General features: G+C 66.9%; 22 protein-coding genes. 7 read left to right on the forward strand and 15 right to left on the reverse strand.

All coding sequences use genetic code 11. The features are described 5' to 3' along the window. Position 1 precedes the first annotated feature (1 nt). From hisH to hisD, 6 genes are read right to left on the reverse strand one after another with little or no spacing between them, the layout of a single operon-like run. On the reverse strand, positions 2–637 hold the full coding sequence (hisH, locus tag VVS03_RS01935) for an imidazole glycerol phosphate synthase subunit HisH (RefSeq protein WP_368519070.1): 636 nt from the start codon (positions 635–637) through the stop codon (positions 2–4). Continuing rightward, complete coding sequence (locus VVS03_RS01940) at positions 637–1,980, reverse strand: MFS transporter (RefSeq protein WP_368533851.1); 1,344 nt, start codon at positions 1,978–1,980, stop codon at positions 637–639. The genes hisH and VVS03_RS01940 overlap by 1 nt, the downstream gene beginning before the upstream one ends. Continuing rightward, positions 1,981–2,145 (reverse strand): hypothetical protein, encoded by a 165-nt coding sequence (locus VVS03_RS01945; RefSeq protein ID WP_296205084.1) that lies wholly within the window; start codon positions 2,143–2,145, stop codon positions 1,981–1,983. It lies immediately after the preceding gene. 4 nt (positions 2,146–2,149) lie between these two features. Further along, positions 2,150–2,761, reverse strand: coding sequence for an imidazoleglycerol-phosphate dehydratase HisB (gene hisB, locus VVS03_RS01950; RefSeq protein WP_368533850.1), 612 nt, complete (start codon positions 2,759–2,761; stop codon positions 2,150–2,152). Further along, positions 2,761–3,879, reverse strand: a complete 1,119-nt coding sequence (locus tag VVS03_RS01955; RefSeq protein ID WP_409338384.1) for a histidinol-phosphate transaminase — start codon at positions 3,877–3,879, stop codon at positions 2,761–2,763. Before VVS03_RS01955 ends, hisB begins: the two co-directional genes overlap by 1 nt. Before the next feature lie 44 nt (positions 3,880–3,923). Next, positions 3,924–5,231 carry a histidinol dehydrogenase gene (hisD, locus tag VVS03_RS01960; protein WP_368519066.1) on the reverse strand — a complete coding sequence of 436 codons (1,308 nt, stop codon included), beginning with the start codon at positions 5,229–5,231 and terminating at the stop codon, positions 3,924–3,926. Positions 5,232–5,406: 175 nt separating this feature from the next. On the opposite strand from hisD, the gene VVS03_RS01965 reads away from it, so the two are divergent. Continuing rightward, positions 5,407–6,402: a hypothetical protein gene (locus VVS03_RS01965; RefSeq protein WP_368533849.1), complete on the forward strand. Its 996-nt coding sequence runs from the start codon at positions 5,407–5,409 to the stop codon at positions 6,400–6,402. Here the strand turns inward: VVS03_RS01965 and VVS03_RS01970 are convergent. Then, complete coding sequence (locus VVS03_RS01970) at positions 6,399–6,950, reverse strand: hypothetical protein (protein ID WP_368519064.1); 552 nt, start codon at positions 6,948–6,950, stop codon at positions 6,399–6,401. The genes VVS03_RS01965 and VVS03_RS01970 overlap by 4 nt on opposite strands. Positions 6,951–6,979: 29 nt before the next feature. Then, on the reverse strand, positions 6,980–7,690 hold the full coding sequence (locus tag VVS03_RS01975) for a hypothetical protein (RefSeq protein WP_368533848.1): 711 nt from the start codon (positions 7,688–7,690) through the stop codon (positions 6,980–6,982). 212 nt (positions 7,691–7,902) lie between these two features. Here VVS03_RS01975 and VVS03_RS01980 point away from each other — a divergent pair, with 212 nt between their 5' ends. The 5 genes from VVS03_RS01980 to VVS03_RS02000 all read left to right on the forward strand — a co-directional run bounded on the left by VVS03_RS01980 (position 7,903) and on the right by VVS03_RS02000 (position 13,698). Then, entirely contained in the window at positions 7,903–8,460 is a 558-nt protein-coding gene (locus VVS03_RS01980) for a TetR family transcriptional regulator (RefSeq protein WP_368533847.1), read from the forward strand. Positions 8,461–8,491: 31 nt separating this feature from the next. After that, positions 8,492–10,663 (forward strand): glycogen debranching protein GlgX, encoded by a 2,172-nt coding sequence (glgX, locus tag VVS03_RS01985; RefSeq protein WP_368533846.1) that lies wholly within the window; start codon positions 8,492–8,494, stop codon positions 10,661–10,663. A gap of 27 nt (positions 10,664–10,690) precedes the next feature. Then, entirely contained in the window at positions 10,691–12,001 is a 1,311-nt protein-coding gene (locus VVS03_RS01990; protein WP_368533845.1) for an exonuclease domain-containing protein, read from the forward strand. 71 nt (positions 12,002–12,072) lie between these two features. After that, positions 12,073–12,708, forward strand: a complete 636-nt coding sequence (locus VVS03_RS01995; RefSeq protein WP_368521675.1) for a hypothetical protein — start codon at positions 12,073–12,075, stop codon at positions 12,706–12,708. 24 nt (positions 12,709–12,732) lie between these two features. Continuing rightward, positions 12,733–13,698 carry a GTP pyrophosphokinase family protein gene (locus VVS03_RS02000; RefSeq protein WP_368519058.1) on the forward strand — a complete coding sequence of 322 codons (966 nt, stop codon included), beginning with the start codon at positions 12,733–12,735 and terminating at the stop codon, positions 13,696–13,698. Position 13,699: 1 nt separating this feature from the next. Here the strand turns inward: VVS03_RS02000 and VVS03_RS02005 are convergent, their stop codons facing one another. From VVS03_RS02005 to ilvA, 4 genes are read right to left on the reverse strand one after another with little or no spacing between them, the layout of a single operon-like run. Then, complete coding sequence (locus VVS03_RS02005; protein ID WP_290222382.1) at positions 13,700–14,086, reverse strand: RNA-binding S4 domain-containing protein; 387 nt, start codon at positions 14,084–14,086, stop codon at positions 13,700–13,702. A gap of 3 nt (positions 14,087–14,089) precedes the next feature. Next, a complete protein-coding gene (locus VVS03_RS02010; RefSeq protein WP_070769540.1) occupies positions 14,090–14,329 on the reverse strand; it encodes a hypothetical protein in 240 nt (79 codons plus the stop codon). Between the two features lie 16 nt (positions 14,330–14,345). Next, positions 14,346–14,990, reverse strand: a complete 645-nt coding sequence (locus tag VVS03_RS02015; RefSeq protein ID WP_368521676.1) for a YigZ family protein — start codon at positions 14,988–14,990, stop codon at positions 14,346–14,348. Next, positions 14,990–16,264, reverse strand: coding sequence for a threonine ammonia-lyase IlvA (gene ilvA / locus VVS03_RS02020; protein ID WP_368521677.1), 1,275 nt, complete (start codon positions 16,262–16,264; stop codon positions 14,990–14,992). Before ilvA ends, VVS03_RS02015 begins: the two co-directional genes overlap by 1 nt. Positions 16,265–16,454: 190 nt before the next feature. Here ilvA and VVS03_RS02025 point away from each other — a divergent pair, with 190 nt between their 5' ends. Further along, positions 16,455–16,910, forward strand: a complete 456-nt coding sequence (locus VVS03_RS02025) for a hypothetical protein (RefSeq protein ID WP_368521678.1) — start codon at positions 16,455–16,457, stop codon at positions 16,908–16,910. 155 nt (positions 16,911–17,065) lie between these two features. Here the strand turns inward: VVS03_RS02025 and VVS03_RS02030 are convergent, their stop codons facing one another. The 3 genes from VVS03_RS02030 to dnaE form a co-directional block, all read right to left on the reverse strand. Beyond that, positions 17,066–18,070, reverse strand: coding sequence for an HNH endonuclease signature motif containing protein (locus tag VVS03_RS02030; protein WP_368533844.1), 1,005 nt, complete (start codon positions 18,068–18,070; stop codon positions 17,066–17,068). 249 nt (positions 18,071–18,319) lie between these two features. After that, positions 18,320–19,522: a cobalamin-independent methionine synthase II family protein gene (locus VVS03_RS02035; RefSeq protein ID WP_368519053.1), complete on the reverse strand. Its 1,203-nt coding sequence runs from the start codon at positions 19,520–19,522 to the stop codon at positions 18,320–18,322. A gap of 89 nt (positions 19,523–19,611) precedes the next feature. After that, a complete protein-coding gene (gene dnaE / locus VVS03_RS02040; protein WP_368519052.1) occupies positions 19,612–23,181 on the reverse strand; it encodes a DNA polymerase III subunit alpha in 3,570 nt (1,189 codons plus the stop codon). Positions 23,182–23,245 lie beyond the last annotated feature (64 nt).

The raw sequence follows: 23,245 nt of genomic DNA on the forward strand, positions 1-23,245 counted from the left end.
CCTACAGGGTGCCCATCCAGTTGGACAAAAGCTTCAGCCCGGTCTCCCCCGATTTCTCCGGGTGGAATTGCGTGGCCCACAGGGCGCCGTTTTCTACCGCGGCGACGAAGCGGTCGCCGCCGTGGCTGGCCCACGCCACCGACGGCGGGGTGGTGATTTCGGTTTCCAGCTCCCAGGTCCGCGCGCCGTAGGAATGCACGAAATAAAAGCGCTCCTCCGGATCAATGCCGGCGAACATGGCGCCGTCGCTGTCCCGCTCCACCGTGTTCCACCCCATGTGCGGCAGCACGTCGGCCTGCAGGCGCGTGACCAGGCCGGGCCACTCCCCGCAGCCGGCGGTTTCGATGCCGTGCTCGTTGCCGCCGTCGAAGAGCACCTGCATGCCGACGCAGATGCCCAGCACCGGCCTGGACCCGGCCAACCGCTGGCCGATGATCCGCGGCCCCTGGATGGCACGCAGCCCCTCCATGCACGCGGCGAAGGCGCCCACGCCGGGCACGACGAGGCCGTCGGCTTCCGTGGCCACCTTCGGATCGGCGGTGACCTCGACCCGGGCCCCGGCTGCTTCCAATGCCCGCTGGGCCGACCGGAGGTTCCCGGCCCCGTAATCCAGCAGGGCTACCAATTTCTGCGCCACTAGTCCAGCTCCTTGTTGTTGGTGGTGCGGTTGTCGTTGTTAAGTTCTTCGGTCCTAGACACGGTCCGGCTTTGGTTCTGGGCCGGCGCCCTACGCAGGCGGCGCAGGCGCGTACGGATGTTGTCGAATTCGGCGACGCGGTGCCGGCCGAGGAAGGCATCCAGGCTCGTCATGAGGATGCCGGCCAGGATGATCGCGCCGCCGGCCCCGTACGCACCCGCGTAGCCGTAGCCGGTGACCAGGGCGGCGAGCACGACCGAGCCCAAGCCCGTGCCGGCGTCGTAGAAGATGTTCCACACCGCCGAGGCCTGCGAGATCTTCGAACGCGGCAGGCGGTTGAACATCGAGAGCAGGGCTTCGTTCTGCCCGATACCGAAGGCGATGCCGAAAAAGACCGAGGCCAGCACCATCCACCACACGGACCAGACATTGACCATGGCGGCCGCCATGAGCAGCATGCCCACGCCGCCGATGAACTGGGCAGGGATGTAGAGGTGGCCGGGCTCGCCCAGCCGGTCGGCGACCACGCCCGCGAACAGGCGGGAGACCATGACGGAACCGCCCACGATGGACAGCATCAGCCCGCCGAGGACCGCGCCGGTGGCCGGGTCGATCTCGCGGACCGAGGCCGGTAGGAAGGAAGAGACCACACCGTAGCTCATCGACAGCGTGGTCAGCGCCAGGGCCGGGACGATGACCAGCTTCCAGGTGGAGGCCCGAGGCGCCTCGGTGGTCTCGGACTCGCCGCCGGTGCGCGGGTGGACGCTGGGCAGGCGCAGGCACATGACCACCGCCAGGCAGGCGATGGCCGCGGCCGTGTAATAGGTCGAGGCGAAGCCGATGTTTTCGGCCATCGCCAGGCCCACCGGCAGGAAGATCATCTGCGATAGGCCAATGAACAGGCCCATGGTGCCGGTGGCCTTGCCCAAAAGGCGCAGCGGGACTAGCTCCGCGATGAGCGCGGATTCCGCCACCGTCAGCGCGCCGAAGCCGACGCCGCGCAGGGCGGAAAACAGCAGTACCTGCCAGATCTCCATGCCCAGCAGGTGGCCCAGGGCGGGGATGCCCAGCATGCCGGAGGCCACGGCCATGACCGGGCGGTAGCCGAAGCGGCTGAGCAGCCAAGGCGTAAACATCTGGGTGATGACGGTCGCGGCCATGAACGCACCCGTCGAGCCGCCGGCGAGCGTATTCGACCCGCCGGAATCAAGCACCGCCATGGGCAGCACTGGCAGCAGCAGCGACCACGCGCCGAAGGCAGCCGCCACCGCGACCATGGTCTCCGGGAACCCCGGGACCTTCCACAGACTAACCTTGCCCTGCGTTGCGCCTGCTTCTGCCATCTATTGCATCTCCCCAATCATCCAAATTAACGCGGTAATGGTCGTAATGCCGCCGAGTGCGGCGGCGACGATGGTCCAGAAACGTGAGCCGGATTGGTAGGCCGTCCAGGCCCCGCCCAAAAGGAGGCCACCCAGCAGGAAAAGGATCCAGACCATCATGTACATGCGGCTACAGCGCTCCCTTCGTCGATGGTATGCCGTCCACGCGCGGATCGGATTCTACCGCTTGGCGCAGTGCCCGGGCGACTGCCTTGTACTCGGCCTCCGTGATGTGGTGAGGGTCGCGGCCGTAGCGGACGTTGACGTGCAGGGTGGTCTTGCTGTGGGCGGCAAAGGTTTCAAAAAAGTGCCTATTGATAACCGTAGCGTAGTGGCCCCCAATGATTTGCCATTGGAGGTGCTCCGGCTCCCCGTGCATGACGAAGTAGGCGCGGCCCGACAGATCGACGACGGCCTCGACCAGGGTCTCGTCCATCGGCAAAAGCTGGGAGCCGAAGCGGCGGATGCCGCGCTTGTCCCCTACTGCCTCGGCGAAGGCCTGGCCGAAGACGATGGCGGTGTCCTCGACGGTGTGGTGCGCGTCGACATCGATGTCGCCTTTCGCGCTCACCTCCAGGTCGAAGCCGCCGTGGGTGGCCACGGCGGTGAGCATGTGGTCGAAAAACGGCAGGCCGGTGTCAATCGTCGACTGGCCCGTGCCGTCGAGGTTCACGCTCACCGTGATGTCGGATTCCTTAGTGCGGCGGGTGACCTTCCCGCAGCGGGGTTCCGGCTGGTTCATCAGTCGCGTCCTTTCTCTGCGTCGGTCTGGTAGTCGGTCAGCTGTGCGGCCGCGGCGAGGAAGGCGTCGTTTTCTTCCGGCAGGCCCACGGTCGCCCGCAGGAAACCGGTCTGGCCCACGTCGCGGATGAGCACCTCGCGGTCGAGGAAGGCCTGCCAGGCGGCGGCCTGATCGCCAAACTCGCCAAAGAAGATGAAGTTCGACTGGCTGTCGACGACCCGGTAGCCCAGCTCGCGCAGGCCGGCGACGACGCGGTCGCGCTCGGCCGCGAGCTTCGCGACGGTCTCCAGGGTCGCCGCGCGGTGGCGCAGCGCCACCAGGGCCGCGGCCTGCGACAGGGCGGACAGGTGGTACGGCAGGCGCACCAGCATGACCGCCTCCACGAAGGCGGGGTCGGCCACGAAATAGCCCAGGCGGCCGCCGGCAAAATCGAAGGCCTTGGACATCGTGCGCGAGACGACCAGCTTCTCCGGGTAGTCGGCCAGCAGGCGCACGGCCGAAGGGCCCTCGGAAAATTCCGCGTAGGCCTCGTCCACGATGACGATGCCCGGCGCGGCCTGGACCAGCTTTTCAATGTCGCCGAGCTCCGTGACGTCGCCGGTCGGGTTGTTCGGCGTGGTCACGAATACCACGTCTGGCTGGTGCTCCGCGATGGCCTTCAGCGCCGCCTCCATATCGATGCGAAAGTCCGCGCCCCGCGGGCATTCCAGGAACTCGGTCTGGGTGCCGGCGGAGAGCACCGGGTGCATGGAATAGGACGGCGTGAAGCCAAGCGCGCTGCGGCCGGGGCCGGCAAAAGCCTGCAGCAGCTGCTGCAGGACCTCGTTGGAGCCGTTTGCCGCCCAGACCTGGGCGGCCGCCACCTGCACGCCGGTGCGCTCGGTGACGTAGTCGGCCAGGGCCTCGCGCAGCTCCACGGCGTCGCGGTCCGGGTAGCGGTTGAGCTGCGGCGCGATCCGGCGGACCTCGCTGACCAGCTCCTCGACCAGCTCGGCGGAGGGCGGGTACGGGTTTTCGTTGGTGTTGAGTTGGTTGGCCACCGTCAGCTGCGGGGCGCCATAGGCGCTGCGCCCGCGCAGCTCAGGGCGCAGGGGAAGGTTTTCCAGGGACAAGGACACGACAAGCCTTTCTGACAGGGTCGGTGTGGGTGGCAGTTGGCGGTTTAGCGTTCGGTGCGGGCGCGGATGGCCTCCCCGTGGGCGGGCAGGCGCTCGGCGTCGGCGAAGGCGATGACGTGGCTGGCTACCTCGCTCAGGCCCGTCTCGTCGTAGTCGATGAGGTTGACCGGGCGCAGGAAGGTGTGCGTGGACAGCCCGGCGCTGTACCGCGCGGTGCCGGAGGTCGGCAGGACGTGGTTGGAGCCGGCCGCGTAGTCGCCCAGCGGCACCGGCGAGAACTCGCCGACGAAGATCGCGCCGGCGTGCCGGATGCGCTCCGCGACGGTGCGGGCGTTGCGGGTGTGGACCTCCAGGTGCTCGGCGGCATAAGCGTCGGCCACGCGGATGCCGGCGTTGATGTCGTCGACCAGGATGATCCCGGACTGCTTCCCGCGCAGAGCCTCGGCGGCGCGCTCGGCGTTGGCCGTGGCGGTGTAGCGCGCCTCGATCTCCTCGTCGACGCGCTGGGCCAGAAACTCCGAGTCGGTAATCAGCACGCTGGCGGCCATCGGATCGTGCTCGGCCTGGGAAATCAGGTCATAGGCCACGAAGACGGGATCCGCGCTGTCGTCGGCCAGCACGGCGATCTCCGTCGGGCCGGCCTCCGCGTCCACCCCGACAAACGAGGAGACCTGGCGCTTGGCCGCGGCCACGAAGATATTGCCCGGGCCGGTAATCATGTCGACCGGCTCCAGGCCCGCCGCGTCGTCGCCGTAGGCCATCAGCGCGACGGCCTGGGCGCCGCCGACGGCCCAGACCTCCTTCACGCCCAGCAGGGCGCAGGTGGCCAGCACCGTCGGGTGCGGCAGTCCGTCGTGATCAGCCTGCGGCGGGGAGGCCACCACCAGAGATTCCACCCCGGCGGCCTGCGCCGGAACCACGTTCATCACCACGGACGAGGGGTAGACCGCCTGCCCGCCCGGCACGTAGAGGCCCACGCGCTCGATGGGGGCGAAAACCTCCGTGACGGTGGCGCCCTCGCCCAGCTGGGTGGTGTGCGGCTGCGGAACCTGCTCAACATGGACCTTGCGCACGCGCGCGATGGCCTCCTCGATCGCGGCGCGAACGTGCGGCTCCAGGACCTCAACGGCGGCATCGATAGCCGCGGCCGGGACCTTTACCGCCGCCGGGCGGACGTGGTCGAAGCGCTCGCCGTAGTCCAGCGCGGCGGACTCGCCGCCCTCCTTCACCGCCTCGACGACGGGGGCGACGGTGCCGGCCACCGATTCGACGTTGACGCCGCCGCGGGGCAAAACCTTCCGCAGCGCCGACGTCGTCAGCTCGGTATTCCGCAAATCAATGGTATTGAGCAATCTTATGCCTCCTCAAAGGGCCAAAACGGTAGTAGAGACCATCTTAGGAGCAATTTCGCAGTGCCGGGCCTGTATCACCAGATAGACTTGGAGCACGACCGATTTTTCGCCCCCACCCGGCCGGCGCCGCTGCCCCGGGCGCCAAACAGACCGAATAGAAAGCAGGTGTTAGGCGTTGACCACCTCCCCCCGCCCCGGTTACCCGGACTCGTTGGCGCCGGTCGATCTGCCGCGGGTCTACTCCTGCGCCCAGGAGATTGGACTGCCGCTGCGCTGGGCTGACGGGCCCCAGCCCCAGCTGGTCTACCACCACAGCCCGCACTGCCGGCTGACCTTTTCCCTCAACCCGGATAACCCCGCCGTCATCAACTGCCGGCTGGAATTCGACGGCCCCATTGCCTTTTCCGCCATCGATGCCCTAGCCCAGGCGCTCAACGAGTGGAACCACGACTGCTTCACCCCCACCATGGTCTTCGAGCACAGCGGCCTGGAAAACCTCACCCTCTCCGGGCACGGGGCGATTGTCAGCCACCAGGGCCTGACCACCGCGCAGCTGGAGTCCTGCCTCATCCGGGCCCTCTCCAACGCCGGCGCCGCCTTCGACTTCTTCATCGATCATTTCACCGAGGTCGACCAGGCCCCCGGCCGCAGCGCGCACGCCAGCTGGGCCGGCTGGGTTCCGGAGTCGGCCGAAGGCGACAGCGAGCGTCCGACGCCCGTGAGCTACCCGCGGCTGCGGGAGCGCCTGCGCCAGATAGGGGTGGTCAACCAGCACGGCCTCGAAGACGGCCCCGTCCTGGCCTGGATCAACGAGGTCCTGGTCAGCTTCGCCATCGACTCCGGCCCCTCCGTGGTCATCAACGGCCGCTGGGAGCCGCAGCTGCCGGCCGCGGAATTCTCCAAGCTGTTTTTGACCTGCAACGACTGGAACCGCACCACGGAGGCATCGTCGGCGTTTTGCCACCTGAATTCGGCCGACGCGGAGGACGCGGACCCAGATGCCGAGAGCACCGTCGACGTCCACATCGACTATTCCGTCGTCACGGCCGAGGGGCTCACGGACGCGCAGCTGACCCAGCACATCGGCATCGGGCTGCACAACATCCTCTACGGGCTCGACTCGATTGCCCGCGACGTCGTGGGCGTCTCCCCCGTCAAGTGGCCCAACTAGGCCGCGTGGTGGTCGCCGGCCGTAGCCGGGGCCGCGGCCGGGGCTTCCTGGGCCGGCTGGGCCTCCCAGGCGTCATCGCCGCTGACAAACGCGGCCGACCAGTAGCCGAACATCGCCATAAAGGGCGCGGCCAACAGGGCTACCCCGAGCGGGAAGGGCGGGACGAACTCCGCGCCGTCGACCATCGCGGGCGGCTCGGTGGGCGCCAGGAGGCCGGAAAAGACTACGAAGGCCGCGGCCCCGGCCAGCGCGCACACGCCCACCCACAGCAAGGTGCCTAAACCGCGGAAACGCGCGCCCCGCGTGAAGGCCAGCACCCCGGTGACCGTGCCGGCAACCCCGGTAATCACGGTGTAGCTGAGCATCGCCACCGCCGGCGCCGAGCCCAAGTCCACGCCGAAGCCGCCTTCGGGCAGCTCCGCGAGGGCAACGCGCGGGCGCCATAGCCCCCACAAGATGCCCGCGACGCCGAAGACCACGACTACGCAAGCGAATAACCCCGCAGCGAAACCGACGCTGCGGGGTGGAGTAAACGAGCGGCTCAACATAGCCTTCAAGGCTACCCTGCCGGGCGTTACTAGTTACAGAAGGTCCAGTTGCCGCCCTCGTTGGCAAAGCGCATGGTGGTGGTGTCCGGCCCCTGCGGGGTGGCTACCTCCACGGTGGCGGAGGCGGTGTTGTCCTTGACCTGGATGTCGCGGATGTCCTGGACGAAGGTGTTCTTCCACTGGCCGTTGCTGGCCTCGTCCATGGAGACCTGCGGGATCTGACTGTAATCGGCGTTGCGCAGCTCCGGCTGCGCGTCCAGCACGCGCTGGCAGGTGTGATCCGGCATGTAGCGCATGAACGAGCGCATGTCCTGCTGGTCGTACAGGCCGCGGACCAGGCCGTTGATCTCGCCGGAGACGGCGCCGTCGGCCGCCTGGCCGCTCTCGACCGGGGCGATGTCGGCCTGGCCCTGCAGCGGGTCGCCGCCCTCGAACGGGTCGACCAGGGACTCGGCCGCCGCGGCCTGGTCGCCGCCGCCGTTGCCGCCGTCCTGGTTGGCAGCGGAGCGCTCCTTGCCCTGCGCGGACTTCTCGGCGTCCTTATCCTTGTCCTTGTCCTTATCCTTGGCCTCGGAGGACTTCTCGGCGTCCTTGTCCTTATCCTCGTCCTTGGCCTTGGAGCTCGGGGCCTCCTTGGTGGCGGTCTCGGTCGACGGAGCAGCCTCGGTGGAGTCTTCCTCGTCAGAACCGCAAGCCGTGAGGGTCAGTGGAACGACCAGCGCAAGCGCGGCAACGGACATCTTAGACGGGGTGAAAAGGGACAACGTTTCTCCTGACGATTTGAGGGACTACAGGCTTTCGGGGGGCGCTACCCTAACGCAGCGGCAGTACACCCTTAACGTCGAATATCATAACAACCTTTGTGTGGCAGGACAGTTACAGTTTGGTCATAGGAACCTGTGAACGCGGGGCTTCTGGCCCGCGCAGAGCCGGCCCGCTAGACTGGGTCACCGTGCAGTTATCCCGCGAGACCATCATCAAAGCCGCCCTTGACCTGCTAGATACCTACGGACTGGCAGACACCACCATGCGGCGCGTCGCGGGATCCTTGGGGGTAGCCCCAGGGGCGCTTTACTGGCATATTTCCAACAAACAGGGCCTGATTTCCGCGCTTTCCGATGCCATCCTGGCACCCCTGTCCGGTACCTCCCCCGCCGAACTCAGCCTGAGCCTGCGCGCTAGCCTGCTGGCCCACCGCGATGGCGCGGAGGTCGTCTCCGCGGCCCTGTCCCAGCCGCACTCGCTGGCCTGGGAGCAGCTCGTGGCGCGCTTCAAGGCCGCGCTGGGTAGCGCCGGCCACGGCGCTGACGATGCCACCCGCCAGCTCGGCGCCGAGTCGGTAGTCCACCTGGTCTTAGGCTCTACCACCCTGGATCAGTCGCTGCTGCAATTCCAGGCGGCCACCGGTAGCGAGGACGCAGAGGACAGCGCAGATCTCCAGGCCGGGGCTGCCAAGCTCGCGCGGGCGGTGGACATCGTGCTGGCGGGCATCGATTCGCTCGACAGGTGAAAGCGCCCGGTTGGCATTAAGCTAAGCAGCCATGAGCGCAACTCACCGCCCCCAGATCACCCAAGTTTGGCCCGGCTCCCCCTCGCCGCTGGGCTCCACTTTCGACGGTTCCGGTACCAACTTCGCCCTCTTTTCCGAGGTAGCCGACAAGGTAGAGCTTTGCCTTATCGATGCCGCCGGCCAGGAAGAGCGCATCGAACTCACCGAGGTCAGCGCCCACGTCTGGCACTGCTACCTGCCGTATGTCTCGCCCGGCCAGCGCTACGGCTACCGCGTCCACGGCCCCTACGACCCCGAGGCCGGCCTGCGCTGCGATCCCTCCAAGCTGTTGGTGGACCCGTACGCCCGCGCCTTCACCGGGGAATTCGACCGGGACGCCGCGCTGTATTCCTACGACATCCACGCCGAGGATCCCGGCACCGGGCGCAACACCTCCGACTCGCTCGGCCACACCATGTACTCGGTGGTCATTAACCCCTTCTTCGACTGGCGCGGGGACCGCCGCCCGCACACGCCCGAAAACGAAACCGTCATCTACGAGACCCACGTCAAGGGCATGACCATGCAGCACCCCGGCGTCCCGGAGCACCTGCGCGGCACCTACGCTGGCATGGCGCACCCGGCGGTGACCGACTACCTGCGCGACCTCGGCGTGACCGCCGTGGAGCTCATGCCCGTCCACCAGTTCCTCCAGGACGACCGCCTGCGCGAGCTGGGCCTGCGCAACTACTGGGGATACAACACCTTCGGCTTCTTCGCGCCCCACCAGGACTACGCCTTCGCCCGCAAGCCCGGCGAGGCCGTGGCCGAGTTCAAGACGATGGTGCGGGCCTTCCACGCCGCCGGCATCGAGGTCATTTTGGACGTGGTCTACAACCACACCGCCGAGGGCAACCATATGGGCCCGACCATTGCGTTTAGGGGCATCGATAACCAGGCCTACTACCGCCTGGACGATGACAACCCCGAGTACTACATGGACTACACCGGCACCGGGAACTCGCTGAGTGTGCGCCACCCGTCCTCGCTGCAGATGATCATGGACTCGCTGCGCTACTGGGTCACCGAGATGCGCGTCGACGGCTTCCGCTTCGACCTGGCGGCCACGCTCGCGCGCGAGCTCAACGACGTCGACAAGCTGGCCACCTTCTTCGACCTGGTCCAGCAGGATCCGGTGGTCAGCCAGGTCAAGCTCATTGCCGAGCCCTGGGACGTCGGCCATGACGGCTACCAGGTGGGCAACTTCCCGCCGATCTGGAGCGAGTGGAACGGCAAGTACCGCGACACCGTCCGCGACTTCTGGCGCGGCGAGCCGGCCACCCTCGGCGAATTCGCCTCCCGGCTGACCGGTTCTTCCGATCTCTATGGCAACAACGACCGTCACCCGACCGCCTCCATCAACTTCATCACCGCCCACGACGGCTTCACCCTCGCCGACCTGGTCTCCTACAACGACAAGCACAACGAGGCCAACGGCGAGGACAACCAGGACGGCGAGTCCTTCAACCGCTCCTGGAACCACGGCGCCGAAGGCCCCACCGACGACCCGGACATCCAGCGCCTGCGCCGCCGCCAGCAGCGCAACTTCCTGACCACGCTGCTGCTGAGCCAGGGCACGCCGATGCTCAGCCACGGCGACGAATTCGGCCGCACCCAGTCCGGCAACAACAACGCCTACTGCCAGGACAATGAGATCGCCTGGATGGACTGGTCGCTGCTGGATCAAGAGAAAAACTCCGAGCTCTACGGCTTCACCAAGCGGCTCATCGGCATCCGCCACCGCCACCCGGTCTTCCGGCGCCGCCGCTTCCTGGCCGGCGGCCCGCTGGGCACCGACGCGCGCGACCGCGACATCGCCTGGCTCGTACCCTCGGGCAAGCTGATGACGCAGGACGACTGGGACCACGACTTCGGCAAATCCCTGATGGTCTATTTAAACGGCAACGCGATCAGCGAGCCCGATGCCCGCGGCCAGAAGATCGTCGACGACTCTTTCGTGATGATTTTCAACGCCCACCACGAGCAAATCGAGTTCACGCTGCCCACCCAGGATCTCGGCGCGAAGTGGAAACTGGTGGTCGACACCGCACACCCCGGCGGGTACCCCACCGAAGAAATCCTCATCCCGGCAGCGGGTACCATCGATGTGCAACCGCGCTCCACGCTGTTGCTCAAGCAGGTGGAGCCGCCCGTTCTCGATTAGTTCCTGCTTGGAAAGGCCCTGATTTTAGTGTCGGTTAAAGCCCACGGCGCCCTCGTCGATGTCACCGCTACCAGCGTGGAGATCCACCACTCCGTACTGTCGCTGAGCCTGGGGAAGCCGGCCACCACCTCGGTCCCGCTCGCCGACATCAACGGGGTGAGCGTGCGCGAGCCCACCGCCACCGCGCAGGGCTGGGTGGCGCTGGAGGGCACGGACGTGACCATCCCCGTCGACCCGCACCAGGACGCCGAGGCCATCCGCGCGCTGATCGCCGTCGCCCAAAGCGACGAGCACGACCCGGGCGTGCCGGGGCTGGATTTCACCGCCGTCGACGTCGAAACCGCCAACTGGCACTGGGGGTCTATCTGTCAGTTGGGTGCGGTCCGCTTCCGCGACGGCTGCGAGACCGAGTCCCGAACCTGGCTGTGCCAGCCGCCGGCTACCTGGCCCGACTTCGACGACGTCAACATCTCCATCCACGGCATCACGGCCGCCGATGTCGCCGATGCCGCCCCCTTTGCCACCGTCGCCGCCGAGCTGGTGGATTTTGTGGGCGGCGACGTCTTCGTCGCGCACAACGCGCAGTTCGATTCCAGCGCCCTGCACGCCGCCCTGCAGGCCACCTCCAGCGAGGTCCCCGACTGGCAGCTGGCCTGCTCCCTGGCGCTGGCGCGCTACTGCTCCGCCCGCGGGGTGCTCGACGTGGCCAACCACAAGCTGCCCACCGTCGCCGCGGCGTGCGGGATGGAGTCCTTTAGCCACCACGACGCCTGCGCCGACGCCCGCGCCGCCGGGGTCATCGTCGCCGGCCTGGCGCAGAAGCTGGGGCTGACCGGCGGCATCGCCGGCCTCTTCGACGAGTGCGGCTTCCGCCTGGGGGCGCTGTCTGCCGAGCAGGTCATGCCGGTCCTCCAGGACAACGTGGCGCCGACCTCGGCGGCCGACCTAGGCGCCGGCACGGATTTCCGCTCGCAGACCCGCGAGTCCGGCGCGCGCCGCCCCGCCCCCTGGAAGACCGTCGCCACGCCGGAGACCATCCCCGAGCCCAACGACGACGCCGACCCGCAAGGCCCGCTTTATGGTCAGCACGTCACGCTGACCGGCGACTTCGAGCCCTTCGACAAGGGCCAGCTGTGGTCCGCCATCGCCGAGCGCGGCGGCGTGATCGGCAAGAACGTCACGAAGAAGACCACCCTGCTGGTCGTCGGCACGTGGGCGAAGAAGACATCCAAGGAAAAGCGTGCCGAGGAGCTGCGCGACAAGGGCCAGGAGATCACCTTCTGGAGCGCCAACGAGCTCCTCGATGCCGTGGGGTTGAGCGAGGAACCTCCGTTCTAGGGAACCGTTGCGGCCGCGGCGCAGTCTAACTACTCGTCAGGGATTCCCGCCGACCCGTCAGGAGAGTAGTCGTGACCACCGCCATCCACCCCGCCACGCACCCGGAGCTGAGCCTAGACGGTCTCCTGCCCCGCTTGGTCCGCCAGCGCTGGACCAGTAACACCGGCCTGTCCGACGATGGCTTCTGCGACTCCGTGGCCACCCTGCCGCTGTCACAGAACTGGTCGATGACGCTGCGGTGCCAAACCTCCGACGGCGGCATCAACGTCAGCCAGCGCGGCTTGGACGAGCTGGGAGTGTCCATCCAACACGCATGGGATTTCGCCGCCATCAACCTGGCGGAGGCCTCCCGCTCCGAGTACGGCACCCAGTTCTGGATGCGGCCGGCCAGCGCGGTCCTCGGCCCCGGCTGCCCCAACGGTGTGCAGGTGGCCACCTCGCGCTACCCGATTAGCTCCTGGCTGGCCCACCCGCGCGCCTTCCTGCTGCTCGACGAGCACCTGTGCAACATCCTGGCCGTCGAGCGCCTGGTCTACCTCGTGCCCGACCCGGTCACGGTGCTTGCGCTGGCCGGGGTAAGCCACCAGGAGGCCACGGCCTGGGCGCGGCGGGCGCAGGAAACGCGGCCGCGGCATCGGGTGCAATTGTCGTCGGTGCCGTTACTATTGGTGCAGGGGTTTCCGCAGGACTACTGCCTCGACTTTTAAGCATTTAGGGAAAGGAGCCGCCCCGTGGCCCGCTTGGGCAACCGCTACCACGACTGGAACCGGCAGCACCCGCACGCCGCCGCGGACTTCCATGCCGCCATCGAAGAATTGCTCAACGATGCCGGCGTCATCTTCGATCACGTCTCCGCCCGCGTGAAGAGCTGGTCCTCGTTCAAGGCGAAGGCGAAAAAGCGCAACGCCGACGGCGAGCCGGTCTACCCGCACCCGTGGGAGGATATCCACGATCTGGTCGGCGTGCGCGCGACGGTCTTCCACTCCACCGCCATCCCGCAGGCCATCGACGTGTTGAGCGAGTCCTTCGAGGTCCTGCGCTCGGTCGACAAGGCGGCGCAGACGCGGATTTCCGGCGGCTTCGGCTACGGCTCGCACCACCTGGTGCTGCGGGTGACCGACGCCATTGAGGAGCTGGCCGCCTACCGCGGCTTCACCTTCGAGGTGCAGGTGCGCACCGTCCTGCAGCACGCCTGGGCCGAGTTCGAGCACGACATCCGCTACAAGCAGGGCCCGAACCCGCCCTCGCCGCAGGTGGACCGCCTGTTCACGCTGGCCGCCGGGCTGATCGAGCTCGCCGATCAGCAATTCGACGAGATCGCCGCGCTCAAGAGCCCGCGCACCGAGACCACCGAAGACGTCGTGGTCACCGCAGAGACGTTGCCGGGGATTCTCACCATGCTGCTGGGCTCGCGCTTCCCGCGGTCACGCTCGGATCACTACCGCTGGCTGGCGGAACTGCTCGAGCTCAACGGGGTCACCACCGTGCGCCAGCTCCAGGAGCTGCTCAACGACGAAGACATCGCCTCCCTGCAGGAGGCCTTCCAGTACCGTTTCCGCCCCGGCCATATCCGGCTGGTCGACGATCTCCTGCTCAACCGCTTCGGGCAGGCGCACATCGATGCCACCGCGCGCACCGGCAACCGCGCCGATCGCGCCAAGCGCCTGCGCGGGCGCTTAAAGCAGCTGCGCGGCTAGGCTAGCGGAAGCCGCCGCGGAATTTTTCCATCTGGCGGCGCTCCCGCTTGGTGGGCCGCCCCGCGCCTTTCGCGCGAACGGGCACCGACGGCTGGAACTGTCGCGGCGGGGGCGGCGGCGCGTGGTCGGTGTAGCAGGTGCGCGCGACCGGCGCCCCGACACGCTTGCGCACGGTGGCTAGCACCTCCAGGTCGTATTCGTGGTGGTCCTTCCACACGCGGACGCGGTCGCCGGGGACGACTTGTTGCGCGGGCTTGACGGCCTCGCCGTTGATTTTGACGTGGCCGGCTTTGACGGCATCGGCGGCCGCGGAACGGGTTTTAAACATGCGCACCGCCCAGACCCACGCGTCGATGCGAACCGGCCTACCAGCAGGCTGGTTATCCATGAATTAGTAGTTGTTGTAGTTCTGGTTGATGATCTTGCGCACCTTGAGGAAGTTGGCGGCGCCACCGACGACAGCCACCACCAGGCCGAGCACTAACCAAAAGCCCGGGTTGCCGAACAGGATAGTCATCAGAACGCCGCCGCCGACCCCGGCGCCCACGGAGATGAGGCCGTTGCGGGAGTGCTTGCGGACTGCTTGCTTGCGCGCTTCAATCGGATTGTTGGGACGTCGCTGCATGGTCATGGCTAGCTATTCTACCTCACGTACCAGGTAATTCCACCCAGGCTCGCCCGCCGGCCCGCGGGGCCACGCGCCCTTGCGTCAGCGCCGCTAGCTCGGCTTCCAGGCCGTCCCGGCTGCCGGGCGCGCAGGCCAAGGTGTAGGTCACCGCGGCGCCGTACTGGGTGTCGCGGACGTCGTAGCCGCGGGCTCGCAGCTCCGCCTCGAGGCGGCCGGCCTCGGCGTGCTCCACCTCGATCGTGTACAGCTCCCGCTGCGCGCGGGTCACGCGGTCTACCTGCGCGACGGCCTCGCTGAGCGTGCCTCCGTAGGCGTGCACCAGCCCGCCGGCGCCCAGCTTGATGCCGCCGAAGTAGCGGACCACCACCGCGCACACGTCCAGCATGCCGCTGCCCTTGAGCACGTCGAGCATGGGTTTGCCGGCGGTGCCGGACGGCTCGCCGTCGTCGGAGGAACGCTCCACCGGCTGCGCGCCGTCCTGGTAGTAGACGTAGGCGCTGCAATGGTGGCGGGCGTCCGGGAAGCACTCGCGCACACTCGCGATGAAACCGCGCGCCTCGTCCTCATTCTGCGCCCGCGTAACTAGCGCGATGAAGCGGGAGCGCTTGATTTCTACTTCGTGCTCGGTGACCTTCCCGGCCGCGGGCAGCGGGTAGCGCTCCATTAAGACACCAGGAATTCGTACTCGGGCGTGCCCGGCTCCAGGCGCTGGCACTTAATCCGCGACTCCTCCATCCGGGCCAGCAAGCCCGGCAGGCCGACGGCCTCCCCGAGCTGGAGGCCGACCAGCGCCGCACCGGTCTCGCGGTTGTTGCGCTTGAGGTACTCGAACAGGGTGATGTCGTCGTGCGGCCCCAGGATCTCTTCCAAGAACGCGCGCAGCTGCCCGGGCTCCTGCGGGAAGTTGACCAAGAAGTAGTGCTTGAGCCCGCGGTGGACCAGGGAGCGTTCCATGATTTCGGCGTAGCGCAGCACGTCGTTGTTGCCGCCCGAGATGATGCAGACGACGGTGGAGCCGGCGGGGGCATCGACAAGCTGGAGGCCGGCCACGGACAGGGCGCCGGCGGGCTCGGCGATGACGCCTTCGTTCTGGTACAGCTCCAGCAGCTCCGTGCACACCGCGCCCTCGGAGACCGTGTCACAGCTGACCCGCTCGCGGTTATGGCTGACGATGTCGAAGGGCAGCGAACCAATGCGCCCGACGGCCGCGCCATCGACGAAGGGATCAATCTCGTCGAGGGTGACCGGCTCGCCCGCCCGCAGCGCCGCGGTCAGCGATGCCGCCCCTTGCGGCTCAATGCCGTAGACCTGCGTGCGCGGGGACATGTCCGCCAAGTAGCTCACGATGCCGCCCAGCAGTCCGCCGCCGCCCACCGGGACGACGACCGCGTCGAGGCTACGGCCCTGGGCGGACAGCTGCGAGACGATCTCCGCGGCGACGGTGCCTTGGCCGGTGATCGTGTCGCGGGCATCGAAGGGCTCGATCATGGTCGCACCGCGGGCTTCGGCGTCGGCGCGGGCTGCGGCTGCCGCCTCGTCGAAGTTGGCGCCCACGACGACCAGCTCGACCGCGTCGCCACCGTGGACCTTGATGCGGTCGCGCTTCTGCTTCGGGGTGGGGCCGGGCACGAAGATCTTGCCCTTGATGCCCATCGTGCGGCAGGCATAGGCCACGCCCTGGGCGTGATTGCCCGCCGATGCCGCCACTACCCCGCCGGCGCGCTGCTCCTCCGACAGGTTGGAAATCGCAAAATAGGACCCGCGAATCTTATAGGAGCGCACGTCTTGCTGGTCTTCCCGCTTGAGGTAGACCTCGTAGCCCGTAATCTGGGACAGACGCGGGCAGTAGTACAAGGGGGTGGGAGCGATCTCGGACGAAATGCGGGACTGGGCCAGCTGGACGTCGGATGCTCGGATGGGGTCGAAGTTTTGCGTCATGTCGGTTTATTCTAGCGGGCCGGTTGGCGGCCGTGGCGCAATACCTATAGTTTGACAGACAATCCCCAGCGCCTGGGTGCCCTGGCCCACTATTGAGACCGCAGGGGTAGACATCTCCAAACAACCTGATAAATTCATCTGAGGATATTTGTCATCGTTGCTCTCGTCTTGTTTTTAAGGAGTTTCCACCATGCGCCGCACTCGCCTTAGCACCACCCTTGTCGCTGCCGCTGCTGTCACCTTCGGGCTCGTCTCCCCGGTCGCCATGGCCGAAGAGGCCACCGACACCTCGGCCCCCACCTCGACCGCTACCGAAACCCCCGCTGAGGGCGACGGCACCGGCGAGGGCGAGGACACCGGCAACGCCGGCGACTCCGGGAACCCTGAGGCCCCCGAGGCCAACGGCGACTCCGATAGCGGCGACCAGACGGGCGGCGATTCGGACGGCAAGGACGAGGAGCCCGATACCATGTTCGGCTCCAGCGTCGAGACGACCGCAAAGTTCAAGGAAGTCATGTCGTGGGTCTCTGTGGTGGGTGCGCTGCTGGCTGGCATCGTTCAGGCCACCGTGATGCTCGCCCAGATCAACCCGGCTATTCTCAACCCGCTCAAGGATCTCCTGAAGCAGGCAGGCGTTAAGTTCTAAGGACTTAAGGCACGCCGAGTAGGCGCTACGGACGTGGTCCGTGGCGCCTTTTCGCGTGTTTCGGCTGGGCGTGCTCCCGGTGATGTCTCCTCGCAGCCTGGTCTCGCGGCTCTGCTCCTTCGGCTGACCCCGTGCCAGCCGTCAACCGTCAGCCGTTAGGTGCCGCCGCCCCAGGGCGGGTCCCATGTCACCTTGCCGTGTCTTCGGTTGACCCTGCCGTGTCTGGGGTAGGTGGGGTCGTCATCGTTCCAGGAATTATGGAACTCGCACAACAAGGTGAGGTTCTCTTGGTTGGTTTCACCACCATCGACCCACGGGTGGATGTGGTGGACCTGGCACTCATCCGCCGGTTTCCTACAGTTCGGCCAGGCACAGGTGGTGGTCTCCGCCTTCGCCATGTCTTTTTGTTTGGAGGAGGCGTGGCGCTGGTAGCGGTACTGGTTGACCGGACCCCGCCTCGGATCCACCAGGGTGGCCAGGCCCGCGTCCAACAAGCATTGGCGGACGTACTCGGCACCCGTCATGGTGGTGCCGTTGGTGAGCTGCAGGGTGATTTCGTCCCCGTCCCCGGCAAGGATTTGGACCCAGTCGGGCAGGGAGATGACCACGTGGGTGGCCTTCGGCTGCTTCTCCAGTCCGCCGCTAAACAGGGCCTCGACATCCGGGATGGTCTTAATTGACGCCCAGAGGTTTTCCACCAACTCCGGGTCCCCGGTCACCGAAAACGTGCTGGGGCCGTCTTTGCGGCGGGTCACGCGCACGCCTTCGGCCGGCGGTGCCGGGCGGTTAAGCTCCAGGACCTTTTTGTTGGCTAGTCTACGCAGCTGTTTGGTGGTGCCAGGCGTGTTGCACAGTTCGATGAGCATGGCCCAGGCCTCGCCCTGGTTGCGCACCCGGCGGAAGGCGTTGTCCAACACCAGCAAAGTATCTAGATGGTGTCCCTGGGCGGCGGCCGCCTTTCTCGCGGCGGCTTGCTTGCGCGTATACGTCGTGTGCCCGAAGAACGTCTGGCACGCGCGATGGTGCGCTGCGGCGGCAACATCCGACATGACAGCCTTCAGGGCAGGCAGGCTCAGCTCGCGGCACAGGCCCAAATACTGGATCCCGTCCGCGAAGATTGCGTGCGCTGCTTTCAAAGTGTCCATGGCTGTCGTCGTCATGCCCCACACGCTAGAAGCACACGTCAACCCCTACAAGGCCCGGAAACCCGATCTGTGGATAACTCAGGCCAAAGTAACCATCCTGCGCGGGCATCGAAACAGAAGAAAACGCCCGTTTTTACGGCGCCACCTGCCTAAGGGCCGCAAAATGGAGCAACGTAACCAGGTAGCCGCAGGGAGGCATCGTTAGGCACAATTAGGCACAAAAATGGCCCCCGCACCAGGCGGGGGCTGTGGATAACTTAGCTGCTAGAACAGCTCGCGCGAGGCGATTTCCGCGCCCTCGACCAGCGACTGCAGCTTCGCCCACGCGATCTGGTGGTGCAGGCGCCCGCCCAGGCCACAGTCGGTGGAGGCCACGACCTTGTCCGGGCCGACCTGCTCGGCGAACTTGATGATGCGGTCGGCCACCAAGCGCGGGTGCTCCACGGCATTGGTGGAGTGCGAGACCACGCCCGGGTAGATGACCGTGCCCTCGGGCAGCTCGTGGTCCTGCCAGACGCGCCACTCGTGGGCGTGGCGCGGGGACGCCCCCTCGAAGGAGAAGCCGCCAACCTTGGCCTGCAGGATCTCGTCGATGATGTCGGCGAACGGCACGTCGGTCACGTGCGGGCCGTGCCAGGAGCCCCAGCAGATGTGCAGGCGGGTCTTGTCGACGGGCAGATCGCGGATGGCATCGTTAAGCACGTTGATGCGATCCCGCACGAAGCCGCGGAAGTCCTCCACGGACGGCTCCGGGTTGATCTGGTCCCAGGCCTCGGCCAGGTCGGGAGCGTCGAACTGGACGGTGAAGCCGGCGTCGGTGATGGCCTTGTACTCGTGGCTCAGCGCCTCGCCGCAGGCGCGCACGACGTCGAAGTCGTCGTCGTAGTACTTGTTCTTCAGGCGGGCCGCGGACCCCGGGGACAGAGCGGCGACGAAGCCCTCGGTGGCGCCAGCCTTGTCCATGACCTGACGCAGCAGCTTCACGTCCGCGTCGACCTGGTCCTGGCCGATGTAGGTAATCGGGCCGGTGAACTCCGGGTTACCCACCTTGGAGCGGCCGGTGAAGATGCCGGACTCCGGATCCTCGTAGGCCTCGGAGAACAGCGCGCGGTCGCGGCGGTCCGGGAAGGAAGTCAGGCGCGGGTTGCCCGGGGTGGAGCGCACGACCTCGCCGTTGGCCCAGCGGTCGGTGTCGGTCATGGTGAGCCCGCCCAGGCGGGTAAAGGAGTAGTTCCACCAGGCGCCGTAGTCGACGGCGCCGGAGGTGATGTGCCCGTACTCCCCCTCGTTGATGATGTCGAGGCCCAGGTCGACCTGGCGCTTGACCACCTCGTCGACGGAGCGCTCGAGGATGGCGTGGAATTCCTCGTCGTTGATGGCGCCCTGGGCCCGCTTATGGTTGGCCTCCAGCAGTTCCGGGGTGCGCGGCAGCGAGCCGACGTGGGTGGTGCGAATTTTGTTGGCCATGGGAGGCTCTCCTTCGTTCCTAGTAGACTGTGCTGTCTACATTAACTGAGGAGGGCCTCCGCCCCGACGTTTATATTCACCCGCGCTGGCTAGCCGAGGATGCCCGCGCCCATCGTCGCCTTCAAATCCCCCATCAGGTTGCCGGAGCGCTCCACGCGCAGATCCTCGCCCAAAATCATCATGGTGGACTCGTCGCCGCACGTCAGCGTCAGGTAGACGTCGGACTCGCCGCGGTTGTTGGACAGCACCTGCTTGAGCTTGGCGATGTTGTCCATGGTGCACTGGTCGGTACGCATCGTCAGCCGCAGCGGCAGGCCGGCGCCGTTGCCGGGGCCGAGATCGGGCACGCGGATGTCGTTGCAGAACAGGGACATGCGCTCGTCGCGGATCTTGACCTGGACCTTGGCCAGGATGATGTTGTCCTCGACGATCTGCGGCGCGACCAGGGAGTAGACCTTGTTAAAGACCAGGATTTCCACCTGCGCGCCGTGGTGGTCCTCCACCGTGACGATGGCCCAGGGCGAGCCGTCCTTCTTGGAAAATCGCCGGTCCACGCCCGAGATGATGCCGCCGATGAGCAGCTCCTGCTTGTCGCGGACCTCGCCGGCCAGGATCTTGGGCAGCGGGGTGTCGGTCTGCGCGTCGAGGGCCTCCTCGAAGCCGTCCAGCGGGTGGCCGGAGACGTACAGGCCCAGCATCTCGCGCTCCAGCGCCAGCTCGTGCTTGCGCTCCCAGTGCTCGTCCGGGACCTCGATGGCAAAAGCGTTGGCGGTCTCGGAGTCGTCGCCGCCGAAGCCCGCGAACAGGTCGAACTGGCCCTTGTCCGCGGCCTTCTTGGTGGTCTGCACCGAGTCCACCGCGTCCTCCTGGATGAGCATCAGCCCCTTGCGGGGATGGCCCAGGGAGTCGAAGGCGCCGGCCTTGATGAGCGACTCGGTCACGCGCTTGGAGCACGCAGCCAGCTCGATCTTGTCGAGGTAGTCGGAGAAGCTGGTAAACGCGCCCTTCTCGCGGCGGGTAGAAATCAAAGACTCCACCACGTCCGCGCCGACGTTGCGGATGGCGCCCATGCCGAAGCGGATGTCCTCGCCGACGGCCTGAAAGTCGACGTCGGACTCGTTGACGTCCGGCGGCAGCACCTTGATGCCCAGGTGGCGGCAGTCGGACAGGTAGATGGCGGACTTGTCCTTCTTGTCGCCCACCGAGGTCAGCAGCGCGGCCATGTACTCCGGCGCGTAGTAGGCCTTCAGGTAGGCGGTCCAGAAGGAGACCAGCCCGTAGCCGGCGGCGTGGGACTTGTTGAACGCGTACGACGCAAACGGCTCGATGGTGCCCCAGAGGGCATCGACGGCGTCCTTGGAGTAGCCGTTGTCGAACATGCCGCCTGAGAACTTCTCGTACTGCTGGGCGAGCACCTCGGGCTTCTTCTTACCCATGGCCTTACGGAAGCCGTCGGCCTCGCCGGCCGTGTAGTTGGCTACCTTCTGGGAGATACGCATGATCTGCTCCTGGTAGACGATGAGGCCGTAGGTCTCGTCCAGGATTTCCTTCAGCGGTTCGGCCAGCTCGGGGTGGATCGGGGTGATTTCCTTGCGCCCGTTCTTGCGGTCGGCGTAGTCCCAGTGGGCGTTCACGCCCATCGGGCCCGGGCGGTAGAGCGCCAGCGATGCCACGATGTCCTTGAAGCCCGTCGGCTTCATGCGCTTGAGCAGCTCCTGCATGCCGCCGGAGTCCAGCTGGAACACGCCCAGGGTCTCGCCGCGGGAGAGCAGGTCGTAGACGCGGCTGACGGCCGGGTCGTCGGCGTGCAGGTCCTCCAGGTGGATCTCCTCGCCGCGGTTTTTGCGGATGTTTTCCAGGGCGTCGCCGACGACGGTGAGGTTACGCAGGCCCAGGAAGTCCATCTTCAGCAGGCCGATGGCCTCGCAGGCCGGGTAGTCCCAACCGGTGATGATGGCGCCGTCGGCCGGCCGCTTCCACATCGGGATGTGGTCCATCAGCCGCACCGAGGCCATAATCACCGCGCAGGCGTGGACGCCGGCCTGGCGGACCACGCCTTCCAGGCCGCGGGCGGTGTCGTAGATCTGGCGGACGGTCGGGTCGGATTCGACCATGTTGCGCACCTCGGCGGCCTCGGAGTAGCGCTCGTGCTCCGGGTCGGTGATGCCGGCCAGCGGGATGTCCTTGGCCATGATGGCCGGCGGCAGGGCCGCGTTGATGCGGTCGGCCATCTGGAAGCCTTCCTGCCCGAAGTGCACCTTCGCGGAGTCCTTGATGGCCTGCTTGGTCTTGACCGTGCCGAAGGTGATCACCTGGGCGATCTTGTCCTCGCCCCAGCGCTCGGCGGCGTAGGTGATCATCTCGCCGCGGCGGCGGTCGTCGAAGTCGATATCGATATCGGGCGCGGACGGGCGCTCCGGGTTGAGGAAGCGCTCGAAGAGCAGGTCGTGCTCGATGGGGTCGATATTGGTAATGGTCAGCGCGTAGGCGACCAGGGCGCCGGCGGCGGAACCACGGCCCGGCCCGACGCGGATGCCCACCGACCGGGCGTGCTTGATGAGCTCGGCCACGATGAGGAAGTAGGACGGGTAGCCCTTCATGTCGATGACCGAGATCTCGTACTCGGCGCGCTTGATGTACTCGTCGGGCACCTCGGAGTCGGGGAAGCGCGCCTTGAGCCCCTCCATGACCTCGTGGGTCAGCCAGGAGGTCGGGCTGTAGCCCTCCGGCACGTCCGCGATCGGCATGCGGTCGTGGGTGTGTTCCTCCCAGACCTTGCTGTAGTCGCCGACGCGCTCGGCGATCCACAGGGTGTTGTCGCAGCCGTCCGGGACCATCTCGTCCCAGATCTCGCGCATCTGCTGCGCGGACTTGATGTAGTAGCCCGAGCCGCCGAACTTGAAGCGATCCGGGTCGTTGAGCGTCTTGCCGGTCTGCACGCACAGCATGGCCTCGTGGTTGGGGGCCTGGGACTCCAGCACGTAGTGGCAGTCGTTGGTCACCAGCGGCGGCAGGTCCAGGCGGCGGCCGATTTCTAGCAGGGCGTCGCGGGTGCGCTTTTCGATGTCGAGCCCGTGATCCATCAGCTCCAGGAAGTAATTGTCCTTGCCGTAGATGTCCTGCCACATCGCGGCGGCTTCCAGGGCCTCGTCGAACTGGCCCAGGCGCAGGCGCGTCTGCACGTCGCCCGAGGGGCAGCCGGTGGTGGCGATGATGCCGTCAGCGTGCTCGGCGATAAGCTCGGCGTCCATGCGCGGCCACTTGCCCAGCTGGCCCTCGTAGGAGGCCAGCGAGGACAGCTTGAACAGGTTCTGCAGGCCGGTGGCGTTTTCCGCCAGCATGGTCTGGTGGAGGTAGGCGCCGGAGGCGGAAACGTCGTCGCGCTTCTGGTCCGGGTTGCCCCACAGCTGGCGCTTCTTGTTGAAGCGGGAGCCCGGCGCCATGTAGGCCTCGATGCCGATGATCGGCTTGATGCCTGCGCCGGTCATGCGGCGGTAGAAGGCGTCGGAGCCGAACATGTTGCCGTGGTCGGTCATGCCCACCGCCGGCATTTGCTGCCGGCCGACCTCCTCTGCCAGCAGATCCACCTTGGCCATGCCGTCCAGCATGGAAAACTCGGTGTGGTTATGCAGGTGGACGAAGGAGGAGTTTTTGACCATGCCGGCTATTCTAGCCGGTGCGTCAAGACGGCCCGTCCGGCGCGGGAGGAGTACCTTTTAAGCC

Origin of the sequence: Corynebacterium sp. LK2537, from assembly GCF_040946485.1 — a bacterium.
Lineage (GTDB): Bacteria > Actinomycetota > Actinomycetes > Mycobacteriales > Mycobacteriaceae > Corynebacterium.

Bases quoted from the DNA above. Each gene is read 5' to 3' on its own strand.
- VVS03_RS01940 (WP_368533851.1), bottom strand. From the start codon at position 1,980: ATGGCAGAAGCAGGCGCAACGCAGGGCAAGGTTAGTCTGTGGAAGGTC.
- VVS03_RS01945 (WP_296205084.1), bottom strand. From the start codon at position 2,145: ATGTACATGATGGTCTGGATCCTTTTCCTGCTGGGTGGCCTCCTTTTG.
- hisB (WP_368533850.1), bottom strand. From the start codon at position 2,761: ATGAACCAGCCGGAACCCCGCTGCGGGAAGGTCACCCGCCGCACTAAG.
- VVS03_RS01970 (WP_368519064.1), bottom strand. From the start codon at position 6,950: ATGTTGAGCCGCTCGTTTACTCCACCCCGCAGCGTCGGTTTCGCTGCG.
- VVS03_RS01975 (WP_368533848.1), bottom strand. From the start codon at position 7,690: ATGTCCGTTGCCGCGCTTGCGCTGGTCGTTCCACTGACCCTCACGGCT.
- glgX (WP_368533846.1), top strand. From the start codon at position 8,492: ATGAGCGCAACTCACCGCCCCCAGATCACCCAAGTTTGGCCCGGCTCC.
- VVS03_RS02005 (WP_290222382.1), bottom strand. From the start codon at position 14,086: ATGGATAACCAGCCTGCTGGTAGGCCGGTTCGCATCGACGCGTGGGTC.
- VVS03_RS02010 (WP_070769540.1), bottom strand. From the start codon at position 14,329: ATGACCATGCAGCGACGTCCCAACAATCCGATTGAAGCGCGCAAGCAA.
- VVS03_RS02015 (WP_368521676.1), bottom strand. From the start codon at position 14,990: ATGGAGCGCTACCCGCTGCCCGCGGCCGGGAAGGTCACCGAGCACGAA.
- ilvA (WP_368521677.1), bottom strand. From the start codon at position 16,264: ATGACGCAAAACTTCGACCCCATCCGAGCATCCGACGTCCAGCTGGCC.
- VVS03_RS02025 (WP_368521678.1), top strand. From the start codon at position 16,455: ATGCGCCGCACTCGCCTTAGCACCACCCTTGTCGCTGCCGCTGCTGTC.
- VVS03_RS02030 (WP_368533844.1), bottom strand. From the start codon at position 18,070: ATGACGACGACAGCCATGGACACTTTGAAAGCAGCGCACGCAATCTTC.
- VVS03_RS02035 (WP_368519053.1), bottom strand. From the start codon at position 19,522: ATGGCCAACAAAATTCGCACCACCCACGTCGGCTCGCTGCCGCGCACC.
- dnaE (WP_368519052.1), bottom strand. From the start codon at position 23,181: ATGGTCAAAAACTCCTCCTTCGTCCACCTGCATAACCACACCGAGTTT.